Source organism: Sphingomonas brevis (assembly GCF_023516505.1).
GTDB classification, from domain to species: domain Bacteria; phylum Pseudomonadota; class Alphaproteobacteria; order Sphingomonadales; family Sphingomonadaceae; genus Sphingomicrobium; species Sphingomicrobium breve.
The window spans coordinates 1,581,424-1,598,836 of sequence record NZ_JAMGBB010000001.1; the positions used below are offsets into that span (position 1 = coordinate 1,581,424).

The following is a 17,413-nucleotide window of genomic DNA, read 5'->3' on the forward strand; positions in this document are numbered from 1 at the left end:
ATCCGGCGGTTACAGTGACATCATGACGCCAGCGGAAGAACCCAGGTTCGACTGGCGCCGCGGGGGCGCCGCGGCGGTGGCGCTGTTCGCCACGCTGGTTCTCCTCGGCATGGTCGTGCTGGTCGCGATCACCAACAGCGCACGCGACAAGGCTCTTCAGGCCGAGCGGCACGCCTATGACGTGGCCCTGCTGACCCGCACGGCCGATGCCAGCATCGCTCGCGCCGAGGCTGCCGTGGGGCGGTTTGCCCTAGACCAAAATGCGGCGATCAGCGGCAGCCGCTACTATGCCCAATGGCGCCTCGCCGGACAGCAGATTTCCCAGCTGGAGCGATCGGTTTCGACCGACGCCGCGCAGCGCCGTCGGGTCGAAGAACTGAAACAGCTGTTCAACGAACGCGGGCAGCAGTTCAGCGACGTCGCCCGCTACAGCTCCGCGCGCCAGAAGGACTACGGCCTCCGCTATTATTATTCGATCTCGCTCAAGCAGGGCGAGCTGGCGGATACGGGGACCCGGTTAAGGGCCAAGCTGGTCGAAATAGCGGAAGCCGAGCGGGGCGCGCTGTCACAGAAAATCGAGGAATCCCAGTTCTTTTCCGCAGAAGCCGACCGGCTTACCGACTATCTGAGCTGGCTCGGCGTGATCGTCGGGCTGTTCGCCATCTTCATGGGTTATATCGCCGTCCAGGCACTGCGGCAGAACGTGACGGCGCGGCGCGAAGCAGAAAACGAGGCAGAGCGCGCCCAGGTGCTTGAGCAGGCGGTCCGTGAACGGACCCAGGAACTGTGGGAGGCCAACCAGGCGCTGAAGGCGGAGGCGATCGAGCGCCAGGCGGCCGAGGCTCAGCTTCGTCAGGTCCAGAAGATGGAAGCTGTCGGTCAGCTGACCGGCGGCATTGCTCATGACTTCAACAATATGCTGGCCGTGGTGGTTGGCGGCATCGACCTTGCCCGGCGCCGGCTGGACGGACCGCGGCGCGAAGTGATGGCCCACCTTACCAACGCAATGGAGGGCGCGACGCGCGCTGCCGCCTTGACCCGCCGGCTGCTGTCGTTTGCCCGCTCCGAGCCGCTGCTTCCGGAGCGGCTTGACGCCTCGATCCTGTTGGCCGGCATGAACGAGTTACTCGACCGCACGCTGGGAGAGCGGATTAAGGTTACGACCAAGTTGGCCGAGGACGCCTGGCCGGTCTTCGTCGACCCGCATCAGCTTGAGAATGCGATTCTCAATCTCGCGGTTAACGCGCGCGATGCCATGGATGGAACCGGAAAACTTACCATCCGTACGCATAATCGGAAATTGCAGGCCAACGCAGTCGGAGACATTCGGGCCGGCGAATATCTCGTGATCCAAGTGAAGGATACGGGTTGCGGCATGACCGCAGAGGTCAGGGAACGGGCCTTCGAACCCTTCTTCACGACCAAAGCGGTCGGCAAGGGGACCGGCCTGGGGCTTAGCCAGATTTTCGGCTTCGCTCACCAGTCCGGCGGCGAGGTCGGAATCGAAAGCGAAGTGGGTAAAGGGACCACGGTGTCGATCTACCTGCCGCGGACCGAAGCCCAAGCCAGCAATGTCCGGACCCATCCGGCGATGCAGGCCAAGGCAGAGGAGGATATGACCGTACCTGGAGCGCGACTCCTGCTTGTCGAGGACGATCCGCGAGTCCGGACCGCGACGGTCGGGGCGCTTGAGGACCTCGGCTATGAGCCGATCGCCTGTTCCAGCGGGGCAGAAGCGCTGGCGCTGTTCGACAGCATGGAGTTCGACCTGGTCATTTCCGACGTGATCATGCCTGAAATGACTGGGCCGGAAATGGTTCGCGAGCTTAAATCGCGCCGCTCCGATGTCGCGGTGCTGTTCGTCACCGGCTATGTTGGCGAAGGCGACGGCGACGAACTCGTTGGCTATGACCTGCTGAGAAAACCCTTCACCGTCAGCACCCTGGCCAGTGCGGTCGCCGGAGCCATCGCCCGCCGGCCTACCGAATCGCGCCCGATCGGAGGAGCCGCGGCAGCAGGCTGATCGCTGCCAGAAGCGGGTGCCGTTTCTGCCACGGCTTCAATTCGATGCTGGTGCCGGCGTGGCGATTGATCTTCCACGCAATATATTCGGCCCCACCGGCATAGGTCGCGCTGGCCTTGGCGAGCCGAATGACCGAAAGCAGCTTGCCTTCGACCCTGCGACGCAGCCAGCCGCCGCCTGGAATCGCCGGATCGATCGCAGCGACCGCCGCCGGTGAAAATCGTTCGTAGCGGTCCAGATCGGCGTCGACCACCGACCCGGCCCGCCCTTTGCGCTCGGCCCTAAGTTCGGCCGAATAGGTCAGCGCGAACGCCCGGCGCCACCAGTCGAGCACCGGCTCCCCCTTTATCCTGCCCGCCGCGGCGAGCAGGGTCGGCGCGGCACGCGATACCGCCATGACCGCAGAACTTTGAGCGGCCATGTCCGCGCTCCACGCCAGGCGCGATGGCTGAGCAAAGCGCGCCCACACCGAAACGCTACGGGTTTCCGGCCCGTTGAGCCGATAAAAATCCCGCTCGCTAAGCACGGCATATTTGGCCGCGAGGCCATCACTCTGGAAGGGAAATACATTGGGCGGAATCAGCTGGTTCGCCCGCGCCAGCCATGGCTTTTCATAAGCCGATCGGTAATCGGACACGATCAGATAGAAATCGAGCATCAGCCCTTCGAGCTGCTTTTCGCGAAGGCAGCTGCCGTAGAAGAGGACCGCGCGGCTCGCAGTGCCATGTTTCGCCGCGATTGCCGCGGCCATGGCGGCAACCCTCGGATCGACCGGTTGGCGCAACTCCGCCTCGACCAGCTCGGGAAGTAGTTCAGCCATTGGTTCGCCTCAAGCGGCGAGGCGCACGAACGACAGCGGCTGAGCCGGGCGAAGCAGGATCGGCTTGCCGACACCTGCACGAAAGGTCTCGCCGTCGAGAATAACCTTGCTCGCATCCCCTTCGATCGCGATTTCGTCGGCTTCCTCGACATGAACCCCGTCGAGCTTAGTCCAGCCGAGATCGCCGACCAGGCTGGCCAAGAATGCGCGAAGCAGCGTGAAGGGCTTCTGCTCCACGGCAACGAATTTAAGCGGGCCGCTGCCCCCCGAGCCTACCTCGTGGGACAGCAGCAGCCGTTCGAGCGTGGTGACGAACATGAAGGAAAAGCGCGCGGTAATCGCCCCTTCGCGGCGGACCTGGATGCTCATCATTTCCGGTTCGGGCGGCAGGAAACTTGCGCGCAAGCCAAACAATTGCCGCACCACCACCGCGATGGCGGTGATGAAATGGCTGATGCTGTTGGGCAGGCCCAGCGGATAGACCCGCTCGCGGCAATAGAGCATGATGTCGGCAAGCCCGGCGCCGCCGAGGAACATGCCGATGACCGGGGTGATCCCGGTCTCTCCGCCGGACAACGAGATCAGTTCGCGCGCGACCAAATAGGGCGACATGTCGGCCCGAGCGATGCCCAGCAGCTTGTCGAGCGCTTCCACCGGATCGCCTCGCGCACCAAGGTCCAGGGCGATCAAATTGGTCTTGCCACTGGGCAGGACAGCTACCGGTGGCGCCGCGGTGCCGAAGTAGCCGCCATTGTGAAGCTCGGTCAGGACGGCCTGTACCGTGCCGTCGCCGCCATTAATCGCGAGCACCGCCGGTTCGATCCGGGCGATGGTCCGCATCGCGTCGCCAATCTGGCTGGCTGCTTCCACCTCGTAATGGAAGATATCGGGATGTTCGGCGCAAAAGGCGCGGATACGCGGAAGCTGGGCAAGATTGCCCGTCGACCTGGGATTGCTGATCAGGGCGATCCGAGGCCGTGCCATCAGCTGCCCGCAGGCCCTACGCCAAGGCCTTTGACATAGAGCAACCTGACGCCAACCCGAGCCGGGCCGTTGCCAACCGTGAAGGCGGCCTTGGAAAAGGACGGCTTTGGATTGAACAGGCTGACTTTGGGATCGCGGGAATAGCCTCCGCCATCCTGCCGGTCGCGCCCACCATTGCGGTTGAAATCATGATGTACCGCGACGGCGTACCGCCCCGGTGCAGGCACCGGCATGCAAATGTCCATTGCGGTGCCGGTGACGGGAACCTTGACCTTGCCGATGCGGCCGCCCTTGGACAGCCAGCGATCGGCGTCTCCGCCATAAAGCGATACTTTCAACTGTCCGCGCGGTTGCTTGAGGCCCGCGACATGGACCAGCACGGAGGGCTTGCCTGCCGTACAGTCGGTGGCAGTGCCGGCCGGGACAGCCAGGGCGAGCGCCGTCGTCGCCGCCGAAAGGGCAGCGCCACCGATCAACACGGGGATCGCCGATTTGGACATGATTTTCCCAACCGCTTCGCTATAGGCACAAGCGGCGCCGCGGCTCTGCCCATTCCCGCATTCGGAATCGGCGAGGCCCGACGCCCCGGTAGCCGTGTCGGCCCGCTTTGCGGCCAAATCATGGTGCCGCGTGGACGAAAAGGTGCCGAGGGTCTCAAGCTTGCAGCTAGTCGATCGCTATCTTGCGCGAAACATCGCGGTTCCGTTGATCGGAACGCTGGTGCTAGCGGCAATGCTGCTCGTGCTCGACAAGATGCTGAGGCTGTTCGATTTCGTGATCAACGCCGGCGGACCGGTCAGCGTCGTCTGGCGGATGCTCGCCAACCTGCTTCCCGAATATTTCTCGCTTGGCATTCCGATCGGACTGCTGCTCGGAATCATCCTCGCGTTCCGCAAGCTGGCGCTGTCGTCTGAACTGGATGCGATGCGGGGCATCGGCATCAGCTATGCGCGCCTGCTGCGGGTTCCGTATATTTTCGCGATCGGCCTGTTGCTGGTCAACATCGCCATCGTCGGCTGGGTCGATCCCTATGCGCGCTACCGTTACGAGGGGCTTCGGTTCGAACTGAAGTCAGGGGCGTTGGGCGCGTCGATCAAGGTCGGCGAATTCAACCAGTTCGGGCGGCGAATGACCCTCCGCATCGACGGCAGCGAGCAGAACGGCACCCGGCTTCGCGGCATCTTCACCGCGCTCGACGATAAATCCGGCACCCGCATTTCCGCGACCGCTGCCGAAGGTCAGTTCCTTTCAACTGACGATCCCGACATCATCATCTTTCGCCTGAAGCGAGGCCGCCTGGTGCAGGAAGGTCCGAACTTCGCGACACCCAGGACGCTGTCGTTCAACAGCTATGATCTGCCGATCAACCTTCCCGCGACGGACGCCTTTCGCGGGCGGGGCGGCAATATCGAAAAGGAACTGGTGCTCCCGGAAGTCTGGTCTCGCGCATATGGCGGCAAGGCTCCGAGCAGAGAGCATGAACTTGCCGCGCGGGCAAATCTCCATTTCCGGCTGGTCGAGATCGCGATGATGCTGATGCTTCCGCTGCTGGGCGTCGCGCTGGCGGTCCCGCCCAAGCGAAGTAACAGCTCGCTCGGCATTTTTGTCGGAATCGTGCTGGTGGTGACCTATCACAAGATCAACCAATATGCCGAAGATGCCGGCGCTCAGGGTCGCATGCAGCCCGAGCTCGCGCTGTGGCTTCCGTTCATTGCATTGGTGATACTGATCCTGTGGATGTACCACGTCCTCGCCCATCGGCCCGGAGGCCAGCCGATCGGCGCGCTCGAGGCCATATTCACGAAGGTGGGCAAAACCGTTCGCAAGGTCACGCCGAAGCGCAAGTTCAAGCGGATCGAGAGCACGGCATGATCAACCTCGACTTCATGCCTTCGCGCCAACTGGCGCTTTACGCCGCGCGACTGTTCCTGACCCGCAGCCTGGCCGTATTGATCATGTTGGTCTTGGTGCTGATGACTCTCGACCTGCTCGGGGAGTCCGGCAAAATCCTGAAGGTGCCCGGCAATGGCGAGGCTGAGCTGTGGCGCTATGTGTCGCTGCGCGTCCCGCTGCTGGTTTCGCGATTCCTGCCTTTCTCGGTCCTGCTCGGGGCGCTGATCGCCTTCGCCGGCCTGAACCAGCACAGCGAAGTCGTATCAATGAAGGCAGCCGGACTGTCGGCCCATCAGATCCTGGCGCCGATGATTGTCGCCAGCTTCGGTGTCGCCGTCGCGCTGTTCGCCTTCAATGAACTGGTCGTGGTCAAGTCGGCACGCACGATCAATGCCTGGACCGACGCGGACTATAAGCCGATCCCGCCCGCCAGCGGCATCCTTTCAAACGTTTGGATCCGCGATGGAGACAATATCGTCCGGGCACGCATCGTTACCGGCCGGGGGGCGAAAACCGAGCTGCACGACGTTTCCATTTATGGCCGCGAGCATGGCGCGCTGGCCAGCGTGACCGACGGCGAACGGGCCGTGCAGGTTCCGGGCGGCTGGCGGTTGGATAAGGTCCGAACCTACGATGCCCGGATGAACATCGTCATGAGCCGGCCGCAGGAAATCGTCCTGCGGGACGTCGAGCCGAGCCGCTTCACCCTCGCCCGGGTCGATCCCGACGAGCGGGACTTCGTCGCGCTTCGCGGGGAAATCGACGCACTGGCGGCGGCGGGACGGCCAACCGATGAAGCGAGGACCGGCTGGTGGCACAAGATCAGTGGCCCGCTCTCCACCATGCTGATGCCATTGCTCGCGGCAACCGCGGCCTTCGGGTTGGCGCGGTCGGGACATGTGCTGCTCCGCGCAACGATCGGCATGGCGCTGGGCTTCACCTATTTCGTGGCCGACAACTTCAGCCTGGCGCTGGGCAATTATGGCGCTTACCCGCCGTTCCTGGCTGCGTGGGCGCCGTTCCTGCTGTTCCTACTGATCGGCGAGTTCGTCCTGATCAGGCAGGAAGAGTAGAGGATTAGCGGCCCTTCCAGCTGCTGACGGCGAGCCTCACGACCAGCGGCGACAGGCCGGGGTAATTCGAACGATAGTAAGGCGACTCCGCGTCAAGCTCGGCGGATATCCGGCGATGAGCCTCGCCCAGCGCATGGTAGGGCAGCCCCGGCAACAGATGATGGAGCGCATGGTAGCGGAGCCCGACCGGCGCCCAAAGCGCCGGCATTGTCGCCGGCGGCGGGACGTTGACGCTGTCGAGATATTGTTCGGTCACCGTCATCGGCTCGCCGTCATTCTCCCATAGATGAGCGACGAGCGTGCGGATCTGGTTCAGGAACATCACGCCTGAGGAAATGACGATGAACATCAGGAAGGCGCGCAGCGGGACGATACCCGTCGCGACCAGTGCGAGCAGGCTGATCGCCCAGACGCTGGCGGCGGCTTCCTGGATCGTCCAGCGGCGCTTGAAGTCACCGGCCGGAAACGGCCGGCGGAAGCGCGGATTGATTTGCAGCCCCGAATATTTGGCGACCACCGCTTCGCGCAGGCCTGGCGAAAGCATCGAAAGCGGGGCCAATATTCCGAACCGGATCAGCATGCCGACCGGGGCAAGCGCCGCGGCGATCAGGAACACGGGAAGAGTCCAGGGATGCATCAGCGCCAGTGGCAGATATTCCGGATCCTCGGCCGTCCCGTAATATGTCTTGGCATGGTGCTGATTATGAACGCCTTCGTACATGAAGGACGGTATCAGTAGCGGAATTCCGACCAGCGCGTTCCACGCCCAGTAAAAGCCGGGCACGGCGTTGGGCTTCAAATGAGTGATCTCATGAATGAAGCTGCCGGCGCGATAGAGCGCCAGGACCGCAATCAGGCCGGCCGCGACCGCTAACAGGGTCGAGTTGGCGACAATGGCGATGGTGAGGCCGCCATAGCCGATCAGGGCCGAGCCAAGCATGTCGCCCCAGTAAATGGCCGGCCTTGCAACATTGAGGTCGCGGGTCAGATTGGCGGCTGCCTTGAGCATCGCCTTATCGTCGCCGCGTGGCAGGGGCACGGCTCCGCCGGCGGGAACGGGTGCGCAAACGCGGTCAAGGGCGACTGACTTATTCATGGGATTGCGGCCACTTGCAGGAGATAGTGGCACCATCGTGGCGGTGAAAGGGCCACGCACGGGCCAGCGGCGCCCTGGCACAAGCGATTAATCGGTTGCGCCAATCCCTGCCTCCTGCAACGGACAGGGCCATGAGCTCAGAAATTGTCATCCGCCCGGTTTTGAACAAGGCCGACCGCAAGGCATTCGTCGACTTCGCCTGGGAGGTTTATGAGCACGACCCAAGCTGGGTTCCGCCCCTTAAGGACGAGGTCCATGGACTGCTCGATCCCAGGAAGAACCCCTGGTTCGGGCACGGCAAGGCGCAGCTGTGGCTGGCGGAGCGCGACGGCAAGATCGTCGGCCGCATCAGCGCCCAGATAGACGATCTGGTGCAGACCCATATGCAGCCGGGCACCGGCCAGTGGGGCATGTTCGAAGCGCTTGACGGGGAGTCCGCCGCCGTTCTGATCGCGACGGCCGAGGACTGGCTTCGGGGCGAGGGAATGACCAGCGCCCTGGGGCCCATCTCAATATCCATTTGGGATGAGCCGGGGCTGCTGATCGAGGGATTCGATGAGGCGCCCCTGGTCATGATGGGCCATCACCGCCCCGAATATCGGGCATGGATTGAGGCGGCCGGATACGGGAAAGCGAAGGACCTCCATACATTTGAGCTTGATATCCGGATCGACATGATCCCGGTGATCGAGCGGCTCATCAAGTCGGGCGAGGCCAACGACCGCATCCGAATTCGCGATGTCGACAAGTCCAACTTCGACAAGGAAGCGGCGATCATCCTCGACATTTTGAATGACGCCTGGTCGGACAATTGGGGCTTTGTCCCGCTGACTGACGCCGAAATCGCTTATGCGGGCAAGAAGCTGAAGCCGATCATCGTCGAGGATCTGGTGAAGATCGCCGAGGTAGACGGTGAGCCGATGGCGTTCATGATCACAATTCCCGACATGAACGAGATGATCCGCGACCTTAACGGGAAGCTGTTTCCGTTCGGGTTCATCAAGCTGCTGTGGCGGCTCCACAAAGTGACGACCCGCCGGGTGCGCGTACCCTTGATGGGCGTGCGCAAATCGCTCCAGGGCGGCCGCATGGCGAGCCAGCTTGCCTTCATGCTGATCGAGTTCACCCGCCGGGTCTGCGTCGACAAATATGGCATCTACATTGGCGAGTTCGGCTGGGTGCTTGAAGATAATCAGGGGATGATGTCGATCGCCCAATTGCCTGGCGCCGGGATCAATCACACTTACCGGATCTATCAAAAGGCGCTGTGATTCATGGATATCGACTGGAACCGGACCGTATTGCTGCCAATCGACATGCAGCGGGCATTTGATGGTCCGCCCTGGCCGAAGCGCTGGAATGACCGTGTCGACGAGAATGGGCGGGCCTTGCTCTGCAAATGGCGCGAGGCCGGTCGGCCGATCATCCATGTCCGCCATGATTCGGTCGCCGAAGGATCGACGCTGGGCGGCGGGACTGACGGCAACCGGTTCCGGCCTGGGTTCGAGCCTCAGGACGGTGAGCCTGTAGTCAGCAAGAGCGTCAACAGCGCCTTCATCGGCACGGACCTCGACCTGAGGCTGCGCCGGCTCGGCGCCCGTCATGTCGTCGCATTCGGCATTTCGACCGACATGTGCGTGTCGACCACCGTTCGTACCGGATCGAACATGGGCTGGGACATGCTGCTTGCCGACGACGCTTGCGATTGCTTCGAGTTACCCGACGGCAAAGGGGGCAGGATCCCGGCAGAGGCAGTCCAGGCCGCGCATGTCGCGACACTGGGCTTCGAATTCTGCAAGGTCCTGTCGACCGCGGACTTGCTGAAGGCCTAAGCCAGTTCGATCATTACCGGGGCGTGGTCGGAGGCCTTTTCCTCGCCTCTTGCCCATTTATGGACTTCCGCGCTGCGCAGCCGGTCCGCGGCCTGGGGCGAGCAGAGCAGGTGGTCGATGCGGAAGCCCGCGTCTCGCGGCCAGGCGCCGGCCGTATAATCCCAGAAGGTATAGAGCCGCTCTTCATCGGGATGCAGCGTCCTCAACGCATCGGTCCATCCCTGATTGACGATGCGACGGAAGGCGGCCTGGCTTTCCGGCTGGAACAGCGCGTCATTGGCCATGGCCCGGCGGGAGAAGGTGTCGCGATCCTCCGGAATGACATTGAAGTCGCCGGCAAGGACCGCCGGCCGTTCCTCCTCAAGGATCGCCGCCGCCCGCTGGCGCAGCCGGTTCATCCAGCTGAGCTTATATTCGAATTTCTCGGTGCCGATGGGATTGCCGTTGGGAAGGTAGATCGACGCCACCACCAGGCCGTCGACGTCGGCTTCGATGTAGCGGCTATGGGTGTCGTCCGGATCTCCGGGCAATCCTATTTGCCGAAGGCCGGGCTGCTTGCCCCTGGCGAGGATGGCAACACCATTGAAGCCCTTCTGGCCGTGCCAAACCGCATGATAGCCCGCCCCTTCGATGTCGCCGATCGGCAGTGAATCGTCGGCGCACTTCAGCTCCTGCAGGCAGACAACGTCAGGCGCCTCACGCTCGAGATATTCGAGGAGGCGTGGCAGCCGTGCGCGGATGCCATTGATGTTGAAAGTGACGAGCTTCATACCCGTCACCTACCCAAACGAACTCGTCATTGCGAGCATGGCGAAGCAATCCAGGGGCGCATGGATTGCCGCGTCGCTTTACTCCTCGCAATGACGCTAGACGCTAGACGCTGAAGCTTGAGCCGCAACCACAGCCCGACGCGGCATTGGGATTAGTCACTTTGAACGAGGCGCCGCCCAAATCCTCGACATAGTCGACTTCGGATCCTTGCAGCAGCTCGAGGCTGACCGGGTCGATCACCAGATCAACGCCGTCCGTGCTGGTTACCTGATCGTCCGCTTCAGGCTCGCCAAGCTCGAACTTGTAGGTGAAACCCGCGCAGCCGCCGCCGTCAACCGACAGGCGGAGTACGGCAGCCTTGCCTTGCCTGGTGGCGATGAAGGCGACGCGCTTGGCTGCGCTGGGGGAGAGGCTGACCATGTTCACAACCGCGAGATAGGCTCGCGGCGTTCAAGCGGCAAGGTTAGCGCTTGGCGCTGTTCGGGCCACCGAGAGCAACGGCGTCCATCGAATGGGTGCCGGCACCGTTCTTCTGCATCGCCAGCAGATAGTCGTTCGACTTCATGAACGGGATAGGATTGACGGCATGATCGTCGATCCGGACTTCATAATGAAGGTGGCTGCCGGTCGAACGGCCGGTCGAGCCCATGCGCGCGATCTGCTGGCCGCGGACAACATGCTGTCCCGGGCTGACCAGGATCGCCGAGAGGTGGCCGTAGCGGGTTTCGATGCCGCGGCCATGGTCGAGCTTGATAAGATTTCCATAGCCGCCGCTGTTCCAGCCGGCCGCCGAGACCATGCCGTCGGCCGTGGCATAGATCGGGGTGCCGACCGGTGCCGCAAGGTCGATGCCCTGGTGGCGCGCGGCGCCGCCGCGGAACGGATCGGTGCGGGTGCCATAGCCGGAGGTGAACTCGGCGGTGCGGACAGGCTTTTCGGAAGGAACGGCGATGGCGCCGTCGGCGAGGTTGTCGAGCTTCTTCCAGCTGGTAAACAATGATTTGAAGGTCGGGTCGGACTGGCTGGCGCTGTCGAACGGGCCGCCCTGGGCGCCCTGACCAAGCGCATCGACATAGCCGAGCTTGGCAATCACGGCCGGATCCACCTTTTGGCCGGAAATCATCGCCGCAAGAATCTTCTGCCGCTCTTCAATCTGGTGAACCCGGGCCTCGGTCGCGGCGGCGAGGCGAGCGATATCCGAAGAAACGGCCGCCGGAGCGGCCGTTGCTGAAATCGAGGGGGAGATGAACAGGCGAATTGCCGAATAGGCCGACCAGGCAAACAACAGCACCATGACAAGGAGCATTGTCATCTGCACCGGCGCCGAAACGCGCAGGCGGCGAAGATGATTGCCGTCGTGGACAAACAGGTCGCGGGTTTGGAACAACCTCTTGGTCGCGATCGCCGCTTGGGTCATGGCTCCAGCCAACTCCTCAATTCACTGGCACCAGGCGCAAAGACGCCCGGCGCAGAATCCGTTCGGTTATGGAGCTCCCCAGCCCCGCTTGATCCGACAGGCGATTGCCCTCGCTTGTCGGAAGCGAAACTCTGACCCCTAGGGGTTAAGCATTACAACCTTATGTTCCCCCTTAAGGGGTGAAGCGCAGGGTGACTGGGACGAACCGTTGATCAAAGTTGCGGTAGGTTAACTAATTAACCGGAATTTATCAGGGTAAATCATGACGCCGGCGAATCCTTCGCAGGTGCAAAATTGCCACTAACGGCTAGTTGAAAACCCAGCTACATCCTGCAGCGGGCCACGCCGTCCCAACGCGGCGCGTGCTCTCTGCAAGGAGAGTTATGTTGACGAATACCCCACCTGCGGTGCGCCCGTTGCGCCCGCATTTTTCTTCCGGACCCTGCGCTAAGCCGCCGGGCTGGAGTTCCGATAAAATCCATACCCAAGTCCTTGGCAGGTCGCATCGCAGTGGCCTCGGCAAGCAGCGGCTCAAATATTGCATCGATCTGATGCGCGAAATGCTTGAGCTGCCCGATACTCATCGCATCGGCATCGTTGCTGGATCGGACACTGGCGCATTCGAAATGGCAATGTGGTCGATGCTGGGCGCACGGCCGGTAACCTGTCTCGCCTGGGAAAGCTTCGGCGAAGGCTGGGTAACCGATGCCGTCAAGCAGTTGCGGCTCGACCCAACGGTAATCCGTGCAGGCTATGGCGAGCTTCCCGACCTCGGCGAGGTCGATTGGTCGAACGACGTGCTGTTCACCTGGAACGGGACGACGTCGGGGGTCCGGGTCCCCGACGGCGAGTGGATTGCGGCGGACCGCGAGGGGCTGAGTTTCGCCGACGCGACCAGCGCGGTGTTCGCCTACGATTTGCCTTGGGACAAGATCGATGTGGCGACCTTCAGCTGGCAGAAGGTCCTGGGCGGAGAGGGCGCGCATGGCGTGCTGATCCTCGGTCCGCGCGCCGTCGAGCGATTGGAAACCTACACGCCCGACAGGCCGCTGCCGAAGATCTTCCGCATGACGAAGCCTGCCCCGGCGCAGGCCGGGGGCGGCAAGCTGATCGAGGGCATCTTTTCCGGCGAAACGATCAACACGCCGTCGATGCTGGCAGTCGAGGATGCGATCTTCGCACTCGAATGGGCCAGGTCGGCCGGCGGCCTCAATGGGATGATCGCTCGGACCCAGGCCAACGCCGCCGCGCTCGATCGCATCGTCTTGGCTCGCAACTGGCTGGGACATCTGGCTCAGAACCCGGCGAGCCGGTCGAAAACCAGCGTCTGCCTGACGGTCGACGGGGCTGACGCCAGCTTTATCAAGCGCTTCACCACGCTGCTTGAGGAGGCAAGAGCGGCCTATGACATCGCCAGCTATCGCGATGCGCCGCCGGGCCTGCGCATCTGGTGCGGCGCGACCGTCGACACTGCCGATATCGAGGCGCTCGGGCCATGGCTCGATTGGGCCTGGAGCGAACTCAACCCTTGATCGTCATCCCCGCGAAGGCGGGGACCCAGCAAGCAAGCGCGAAGCCGGACTGGGTTCCCGCTTTCGCGGGAATGACGAAAGTATTTAAAAATGACAGTAAAAGTTCTCATTTCCGACAAGATGGATCCCAGGGCGGCGGCGATTTTCCGCGAGCGGGGAATCGAGGTCGATGAGAAGCCCGGCCTCAACGCCGATGAGATCAGGGCGATTATCGGCGAATATGACGGGCTGGCGATCCGGTCGGCGACCAAGGTAACCAAGGCACTGCTTGAGGCCGCGGACAATCTCAAGGTCGTGGGCCGGGCGGGAATCGGCGTCGATAACGTCGACATCCCCGCCGCCACCGCACGCGGTGTGGTGGTGATGAACACGCCGTTCGGAAACTCGATTACGACCGCCGAACATGCAATCGCGCTGATGTTCGCGTTGGCCCGCCAGCTGCCCGAAGCGGATGCTTCGACCCAGGCAGGCAAGTGGGAAAAGAACCGGTTCATGGGCGTCGAGGTAACCGGCAAGACGCTCGGCCTGATCGGCTGCGGCAACATCGGGTCGATCGTCGCCACGCGGGCGCTGGGCCTGAGGATGAAGGTCGCGGCGTTCGACCCCTTCCTGACGCCCGAGCGGGCGGTCGAGCTCGGGGTCGACAAGGTCGAGCTGGACGAGTTGCTGAGGCGCGCCGACTTCATCACGCTGCACACGCCGCTGACCGACCAGACACGCAACATCCTGAGCCGCGAGAATCTGGCCAAGACCAAGCCGGGCGTTAGGATCATCAATTGCGCGCGCGGCGGGCTGATCGACGAGCAGGCGCTGAAGGAAGCGTTGGACAGCGGCCACGTCGCCGGCGCGGCGCTGGACGTGTTCGTGACCGAGCCGGCGACGGCCTCGCCGCTGTTCGGCACCCCCAATTTCATTTCGACCCCCCACCTCGGCGCGTCGACCAGTGAAGCGCAGGTCAATGTTGCGATCCAGGTAGCCGAGCAGATGAGTGACTATCTGCTGCTTGGCGGCGTGACCAACGCGGTCAACATGCCATCGCTATCGGCGGAGGAGGCCCCGCGGCTGCGGCCCTATATGGCTCTTGCCGAAAAGCTGGGGAAACTGGCCGGGCAGATTCTTGGCGAGGACGTCCGATCGGTGTCCGTCGAAGTCGAAGGAGCCGCGGCCCAGCTCAACCAGAAGCCGATCACCGGCGCCGTGCTGGCAGGCCTGATGGGCACCTATTCGCAGACGGTGAACATGGTCAACGCACCGTTCCTGGCCAAGGAACGGGGACTCGATGTGCGCGAGGTTCGCCATGACCGCGAAGGCGACTACCACACGCTTGTGGCGGTCGAAATCGGCACGTCGAACGGCACGGCGCGGGTCGCCGGCACCTTGTTCGGCAACAAGGCGCCGCGGCTGGTCGAGCTGTTCGGGGTCGAGGTCGAGGCCGAGCTAGGCGGCACGATGATCTATATCGTCAACACCGACACGCCGGGCTTCATCGGGCGGCTGGGAACGGCACTGGGCGAGGCCGGCATCAACATCGCCACCTTCAACCTCGGCCGCCGCGAGGCGCTGGGTGAAGCGGTTGCGCTGGTGGCTGTCGACGGCGAGGTGCCGATCGAGGTCGTCGCGACATTGGCGAAGCTGGAGGGCGTCAGGGACGTCGTGCCGCTGAGGTTCTGAGGCGAAGGCCCTGGTACGCATCGGCCAAGGAACCGGCCTTCGGTGCTAACCCGGATACGGAGGGCCGCCGGAATGGAATATGTGCCCGATCCAAGGGCACTCGATGAGCAACGAACAGGACAACCGGCAATCCCAGGCGGACGCGAGCGTCGAGCAGGAAATTCGGCTGGCACGAAAATTCAGCCCCCAGGAGGCGATGGCGCGCATGGCCGGCCCGGGTGCGATGAAGGGGGCTTCGCCGGTCTCGCCCGTGGCACAGGCGGAGATGGAGATCGGCAACTGGCTGAAAAGTCAGGTCCAGGACCCGTCGGGAATCCTGCAGATGGTCCTTCAGCGTTATCTCAACGGAAGCGCCTTGCTGTTCGAGAATATCGACCGTCCCCTTGTTGCCCTTTCAGCCTATTGCCAGCGGCTGCTGGGTTCCGATCCGCTATTGGAAGAGATTGTCCGTGAGGCCGACATAGAATGGGGCCGCAGGATGGATGAGCGGCCCCGTTTCGATCGCGCCGGGATGCCGCTCTCCGCCGACGACCCCTACACCCTTCGGTCGGTTCGCAGGCTGCTTGAGGAAGCTGCAATTCAATTGGCGGATGAGATTGGCTGAATCTTGCAGTTCCAGCCATTGCGGACCGCGGCCGGTGCGTTAAGCCCTATCCTCATGGAACCGCTGTTCGTCTTGCTACACAGCATGGCCGAGACGGGCCGGGTAAAAGTCGTCGGGCTCTATTCGTCACTTGATCTCGCCGAAGCCGCAAGGGAACGTGCCCGGGGGCTGCCCGGCTTCATCGATGAGCCGGATGGTTTCTCAATCGAACAGTATGAGGTCGACAGGGATCATTGGCCGCGAGGCTTCGTCCGGCTGTAAACGCCGGCGGCGATCGCCGAACCGGGCTTCGTCAACCTAGACGCGCCGCGGCTTCCCGATTAGGAGCGCGCGTACTCCGCAAAACAAGGATATTCGCTTGGGCAACGTCACCGTCATCGGCGCGCAGTGGGGCGACGAGGGCAAGGGCAAGATCGTCGACTGGCTGGCAAGCCGGGCCGACATGGTCGTCCGCTTCCAGGGCGGGCATAACGCCGGCCACACGCTGGTGGTCGGGGACCATGTCTACAAGCTGTCCCTGCTTCCGTCCGGCATTGTCCGCGGAACACCTTCCGTCATCGGCAATGGCGTGGTGCTCGACCCCTGGGCCTTGAAAGCGGAGATTGAGAAAATCGCCGCTCAGGGGCTCAAGATCACACCCGACGTGCTGATGATCGCCGAGACCTGCCCGTTGATCCTGCCGATCCACCGCGACCTCGATGCGCTGCGCGAGGATGCATCGGGCGCGGGCAAGATCGGCACCACCCGGCGGGGTATCGGACCGGCCTATGAGGACAAGGTCGGCCGCCGCGCGATCCGGGTCTGCGACCTCGCCCATCTCGACGACCTCGATCCGCTGCTCGACCGCCTCTGCGCCCATCACGATCACCTCCGCGCCGGTTTCGGACGCGAGCCGGTCGATCGCCAGCGGCTCAGGAACGATCTCGCCGAGATTGCCGATTTTGTCCTGCCGTTCGCCAAGCCCGTCTGGCGCGATCTCGACGAGGCCCGGCGGCGCGGCCGCCGCATATTGTTCGAAGGGGCGCAGGGCGTGCTGCTCGACGTCGACCACGGCACCTATCCGTTCGTCACCTCGTCCAACACCGTGGCGGGAACGACCGGATCGGGCAGCGGCATGGGGCCGAGCGCGGCCGGCTTCGTCCTTGGCATCGTCAAGGCCTATACGACCCGGGTCGGCTCCGGCCCCTTCCCGACCGAGCTGGACGACGAGATCGGCCAGCGGCTTGGGACACGAGGCCATGAGTTCGGCACGGTCACCGGGCGCCAGCGGCGCTGCGGCTGGTTTGACGCGGTGCTGGTTCGCCAATCGGCAGCGGTCAGCGGGATCACCGGCATCGCGCTGACCAAGATCGACGTCCTCGACGGGATGGAGAAGGTGAAAATCTGTACCGGTTACCGCATCGGCGACCAGGTCTATGACTATCTCCCGCCGCACACGGCGGACCAGGCCCGGGCCGGTCCGATTTACGAGGAAATGGACGGCTGGAGCGGGACGACCGCGGGTGCCCGCAGCTGGGCCGACCTGCCGGCCCAAGCGATCAAATATGTTCGCCGGATCGAAGAACTGATCCGTTGCCCGGTAGCATTGGTCTCCACTTCACCGCAGCGCGACGACACGATCCTGGTCAGCGATCCGTTTGCTGGCTGACGGACGACTGTAATGGCCGCTTTCCACCCACTGCGGCCATTAAGGACAG

The 17,413-nt window shown here is 63.2% G+C and carries 17 protein-coding genes; 10 read left to right on the plus strand and 7 right to left on the minus strand.

The features are described 5' to 3' along the window. The first annotated feature begins 22 nt into the window (after positions 1–22). Positions 23–2,023, plus strand: a complete 2,001-nt coding sequence (locus LZ518_RS08055) for an ATP-binding protein (RefSeq protein WP_249915487.1) — start codon at positions 23–25, stop codon at positions 2,021–2,023. Here the strand turns inward: LZ518_RS08055 and LZ518_RS08060 are convergent. From LZ518_RS08060 to LZ518_RS08070, 3 genes are read right to left on the minus strand one after another with little or no spacing between them, the layout of a single operon-like run. Continuing rightward, positions 1,980–2,843 carry a hypothetical protein gene (locus LZ518_RS08060; RefSeq protein ID WP_249915488.1) on the minus strand — a complete coding sequence of 288 codons (864 nt, stop codon included), beginning with the start codon at positions 2,841–2,843 and terminating at the stop codon, positions 1,980–1,982. The genes LZ518_RS08055 and LZ518_RS08060 overlap by 44 nt on opposite strands. A 9-nt stretch (positions 2,844–2,852) precedes the next feature. Further along, the gene (locus LZ518_RS08065; protein ID WP_249915489.1) at positions 2,853–3,827 is read right to left on the minus strand and encodes a diacylglycerol/lipid kinase family protein; all 975 of its coding nucleotides are present in this window, start codon (positions 3,825–3,827) and stop codon (positions 2,853–2,855) included. Next, entirely contained in the window at positions 3,827–4,327 is a 501-nt protein-coding gene (locus LZ518_RS08070) for a DUF2141 domain-containing protein (protein ID WP_249915490.1), read from the minus strand. The genes LZ518_RS08065 and LZ518_RS08070 overlap by 1 nt, the downstream gene beginning before the upstream one ends. 142 nt (positions 4,328–4,469) lie before the next feature. On the opposite strand from LZ518_RS08070, the gene LZ518_RS08075 reads away from it, so the two are divergent. Together LZ518_RS08075 and lptG are read left to right on the plus strand one after the other, a co-directional pair. Beyond that, on the plus strand, positions 4,470–5,699 hold the full coding sequence (locus tag LZ518_RS08075) for an LptF/LptG family permease (protein ID WP_249915491.1): 1,230 nt from the start codon (positions 4,470–4,472) through the stop codon (positions 5,697–5,699). After that, positions 5,696–6,793, plus strand: a complete 1,098-nt coding sequence (gene lptG, locus LZ518_RS08080; protein WP_249915492.1) for an LPS export ABC transporter permease LptG — start codon at positions 5,696–5,698, stop codon at positions 6,791–6,793. Before LZ518_RS08075 ends, lptG begins: the two co-directional genes overlap by 4 nt. A gap of 4 nt (positions 6,794–6,797) precedes the next feature. Here the strand turns inward: lptG and LZ518_RS08085 are convergent, their stop codons facing one another. Next, positions 6,798–7,889 carry a fatty acid desaturase family protein gene (locus tag LZ518_RS08085; protein ID WP_431358215.1) on the minus strand — a complete coding sequence of 364 codons (1,092 nt, stop codon included), beginning with the start codon at positions 7,887–7,889 and terminating at the stop codon, positions 6,798–6,800. A gap of 131 nt (positions 7,890–8,020) precedes the next feature. Here LZ518_RS08085 and LZ518_RS08090 point away from each other — a divergent pair, with 131 nt between their 5' ends. Both LZ518_RS08090 and LZ518_RS08095 read left to right on the plus strand, forming a co-directional pair. Further along, positions 8,021–9,160 carry an N-acetyltransferase gene (locus LZ518_RS08090; protein WP_249915493.1) on the plus strand — a complete coding sequence of 380 codons (1,140 nt, stop codon included), beginning with the start codon at positions 8,021–8,023 and terminating at the stop codon, positions 9,158–9,160. A 3-nt stretch (positions 9,161–9,163) separates the two neighbouring features. Further along, complete coding sequence (locus LZ518_RS08095; RefSeq protein WP_249915494.1) at positions 9,164–9,721, plus strand: cysteine hydrolase family protein; 558 nt, start codon at positions 9,164–9,166, stop codon at positions 9,719–9,721. Here LZ518_RS08095 and xth read toward each other — a convergent pair. From xth to LZ518_RS08110, 3 genes are all read right to left on the minus strand, one after another. Then, on the minus strand, positions 9,718–10,491 hold the full coding sequence (gene xth, locus LZ518_RS08100) for an exodeoxyribonuclease III (protein WP_249915495.1): 774 nt from the start codon (positions 10,489–10,491) through the stop codon (positions 9,718–9,720). The two genes, LZ518_RS08095 and xth, sit on opposite strands and share 4 nt — an antisense overlap. A gap of 103 nt (positions 10,492–10,594) precedes the next feature. Continuing rightward, positions 10,595–10,912, minus strand: coding sequence for a HesB/IscA family protein (locus LZ518_RS08105; RefSeq protein ID WP_249916527.1), 318 nt, complete (start codon positions 10,910–10,912; stop codon positions 10,595–10,597). Between the two features lie 43 nt (positions 10,913–10,955). Beyond that, on the minus strand, positions 10,956–11,909 hold the full coding sequence (locus LZ518_RS08110; RefSeq protein WP_249915496.1) for a M23 family metallopeptidase: 954 nt from the start codon (positions 11,907–11,909) through the stop codon (positions 10,956–10,958). A 383-nt stretch (positions 11,910–12,292) separates the two neighbouring features. On the opposite strand from LZ518_RS08110, the gene LZ518_RS08115 reads away from it, so the two are divergent. The 5 genes from LZ518_RS08115 (at position 12,293) to LZ518_RS08135 (ending at position 17,364) form a co-directional block, all read left to right on the plus strand. Then, positions 12,293–13,441, plus strand: coding sequence for a phosphoserine transaminase (locus LZ518_RS08115; RefSeq protein ID WP_249915497.1), 1,149 nt, complete (start codon positions 12,293–12,295; stop codon positions 13,439–13,441). A gap of 90 nt (positions 13,442–13,531) precedes the next feature. Further along, positions 13,532–15,112 (plus strand): phosphoglycerate dehydrogenase, encoded by a 1,581-nt coding sequence (gene serA / locus LZ518_RS08120; protein WP_249915498.1) that lies wholly within the window; start codon positions 13,532–13,534, stop codon positions 15,110–15,112. A gap of 103 nt (positions 15,113–15,215) precedes the next feature. Beyond that, positions 15,216–15,716 (plus strand): hypothetical protein, encoded by a 501-nt coding sequence (locus LZ518_RS08125; protein ID WP_249915499.1) that lies wholly within the window; start codon positions 15,216–15,218, stop codon positions 15,714–15,716. Positions 15,717–15,770: 54 nt separating this feature from the next. Beyond that, positions 15,771–15,977 carry a DUF7336 domain-containing protein gene (locus tag LZ518_RS08130; protein WP_249915500.1) on the plus strand — a complete coding sequence of 69 codons (207 nt, stop codon included), beginning with the start codon at positions 15,771–15,773 and terminating at the stop codon, positions 15,975–15,977. 97 nt (positions 15,978–16,074) lie between these two features. Continuing rightward, on the plus strand, positions 16,075–17,364 hold the full coding sequence (locus LZ518_RS08135; RefSeq protein WP_249915501.1) for an adenylosuccinate synthase: 1,290 nt from the start codon (positions 16,075–16,077) through the stop codon (positions 17,362–17,364). Positions 17,365–17,413: the final 49 nt, after the last annotated feature.

Coding starts and splice junctions, on each gene's coding strand:
- LZ518_RS08055 (WP_249915487.1), top strand. CDS start 23: ATGACGCCAGCGGAAGAACCCAGGTTCGACTGGCGCCGCGGGGGCGCC.
- LZ518_RS08060 (WP_249915488.1), bottom strand. CDS start 2,843: ATGGCTGAACTACTTCCCGAGCTGGTCGAGGCGGAGTTGCGCCAACCG.
- LZ518_RS08065 (WP_249915489.1), bottom strand. CDS start 3,827: ATGGCACGGCCTCGGATCGCCCTGATCAGCAATCCCAGGTCGACGGGC.
- LZ518_RS08070 (WP_249915490.1), bottom strand. CDS start 4,327: ATGTCCAAATCGGCGATCCCCGTGTTGATCGGTGGCGCTGCCCTTTCG.
- lptG (WP_249915492.1), top strand. CDS start 5,696: ATGATCAACCTCGACTTCATGCCTTCGCGCCAACTGGCGCTTTACGCC.
- LZ518_RS08085 (WP_431358215.1), bottom strand. CDS start 7,889: ATGAATAAGTCAGTCGCCCTTGACCGCGTTTGCGCACCCGTTCCCGCC.
- LZ518_RS08090 (WP_249915493.1), top strand. CDS start 8,021: ATGAGCTCAGAAATTGTCATCCGCCCGGTTTTGAACAAGGCCGACCGC.
- LZ518_RS08095 (WP_249915494.1), top strand. CDS start 9,164: ATGGATATCGACTGGAACCGGACCGTATTGCTGCCAATCGACATGCAG.
- xth (WP_249915495.1), bottom strand. CDS start 10,491: ATGAAGCTCGTCACTTTCAACATCAATGGCATCCGCGCACGGCTGCCA.
- LZ518_RS08105 (WP_249916527.1), bottom strand. CDS start 10,912: ATGGTCAGCCTCTCCCCCAGCGCAGCCAAGCGCGTCGCCTTCATCGCC.
- LZ518_RS08110 (WP_249915496.1), bottom strand. CDS start 11,909: ATGACCCAAGCGGCGATCGCGACCAAGAGGTTGTTCCAAACCCGCGAC.
- LZ518_RS08115 (WP_249915497.1), top strand. CDS start 12,293: ATGTTGACGAATACCCCACCTGCGGTGCGCCCGTTGCGCCCGCATTTT.
- serA (WP_249915498.1), top strand. CDS start 13,532: ATGACAGTAAAAGTTCTCATTTCCGACAAGATGGATCCCAGGGCGGCG.
- LZ518_RS08125 (WP_249915499.1), top strand. CDS start 15,216: ATGAGCAACGAACAGGACAACCGGCAATCCCAGGCGGACGCGAGCGTC.
- LZ518_RS08130 (WP_249915500.1), top strand. CDS start 15,771: ATGGAACCGCTGTTCGTCTTGCTACACAGCATGGCCGAGACGGGCCGG.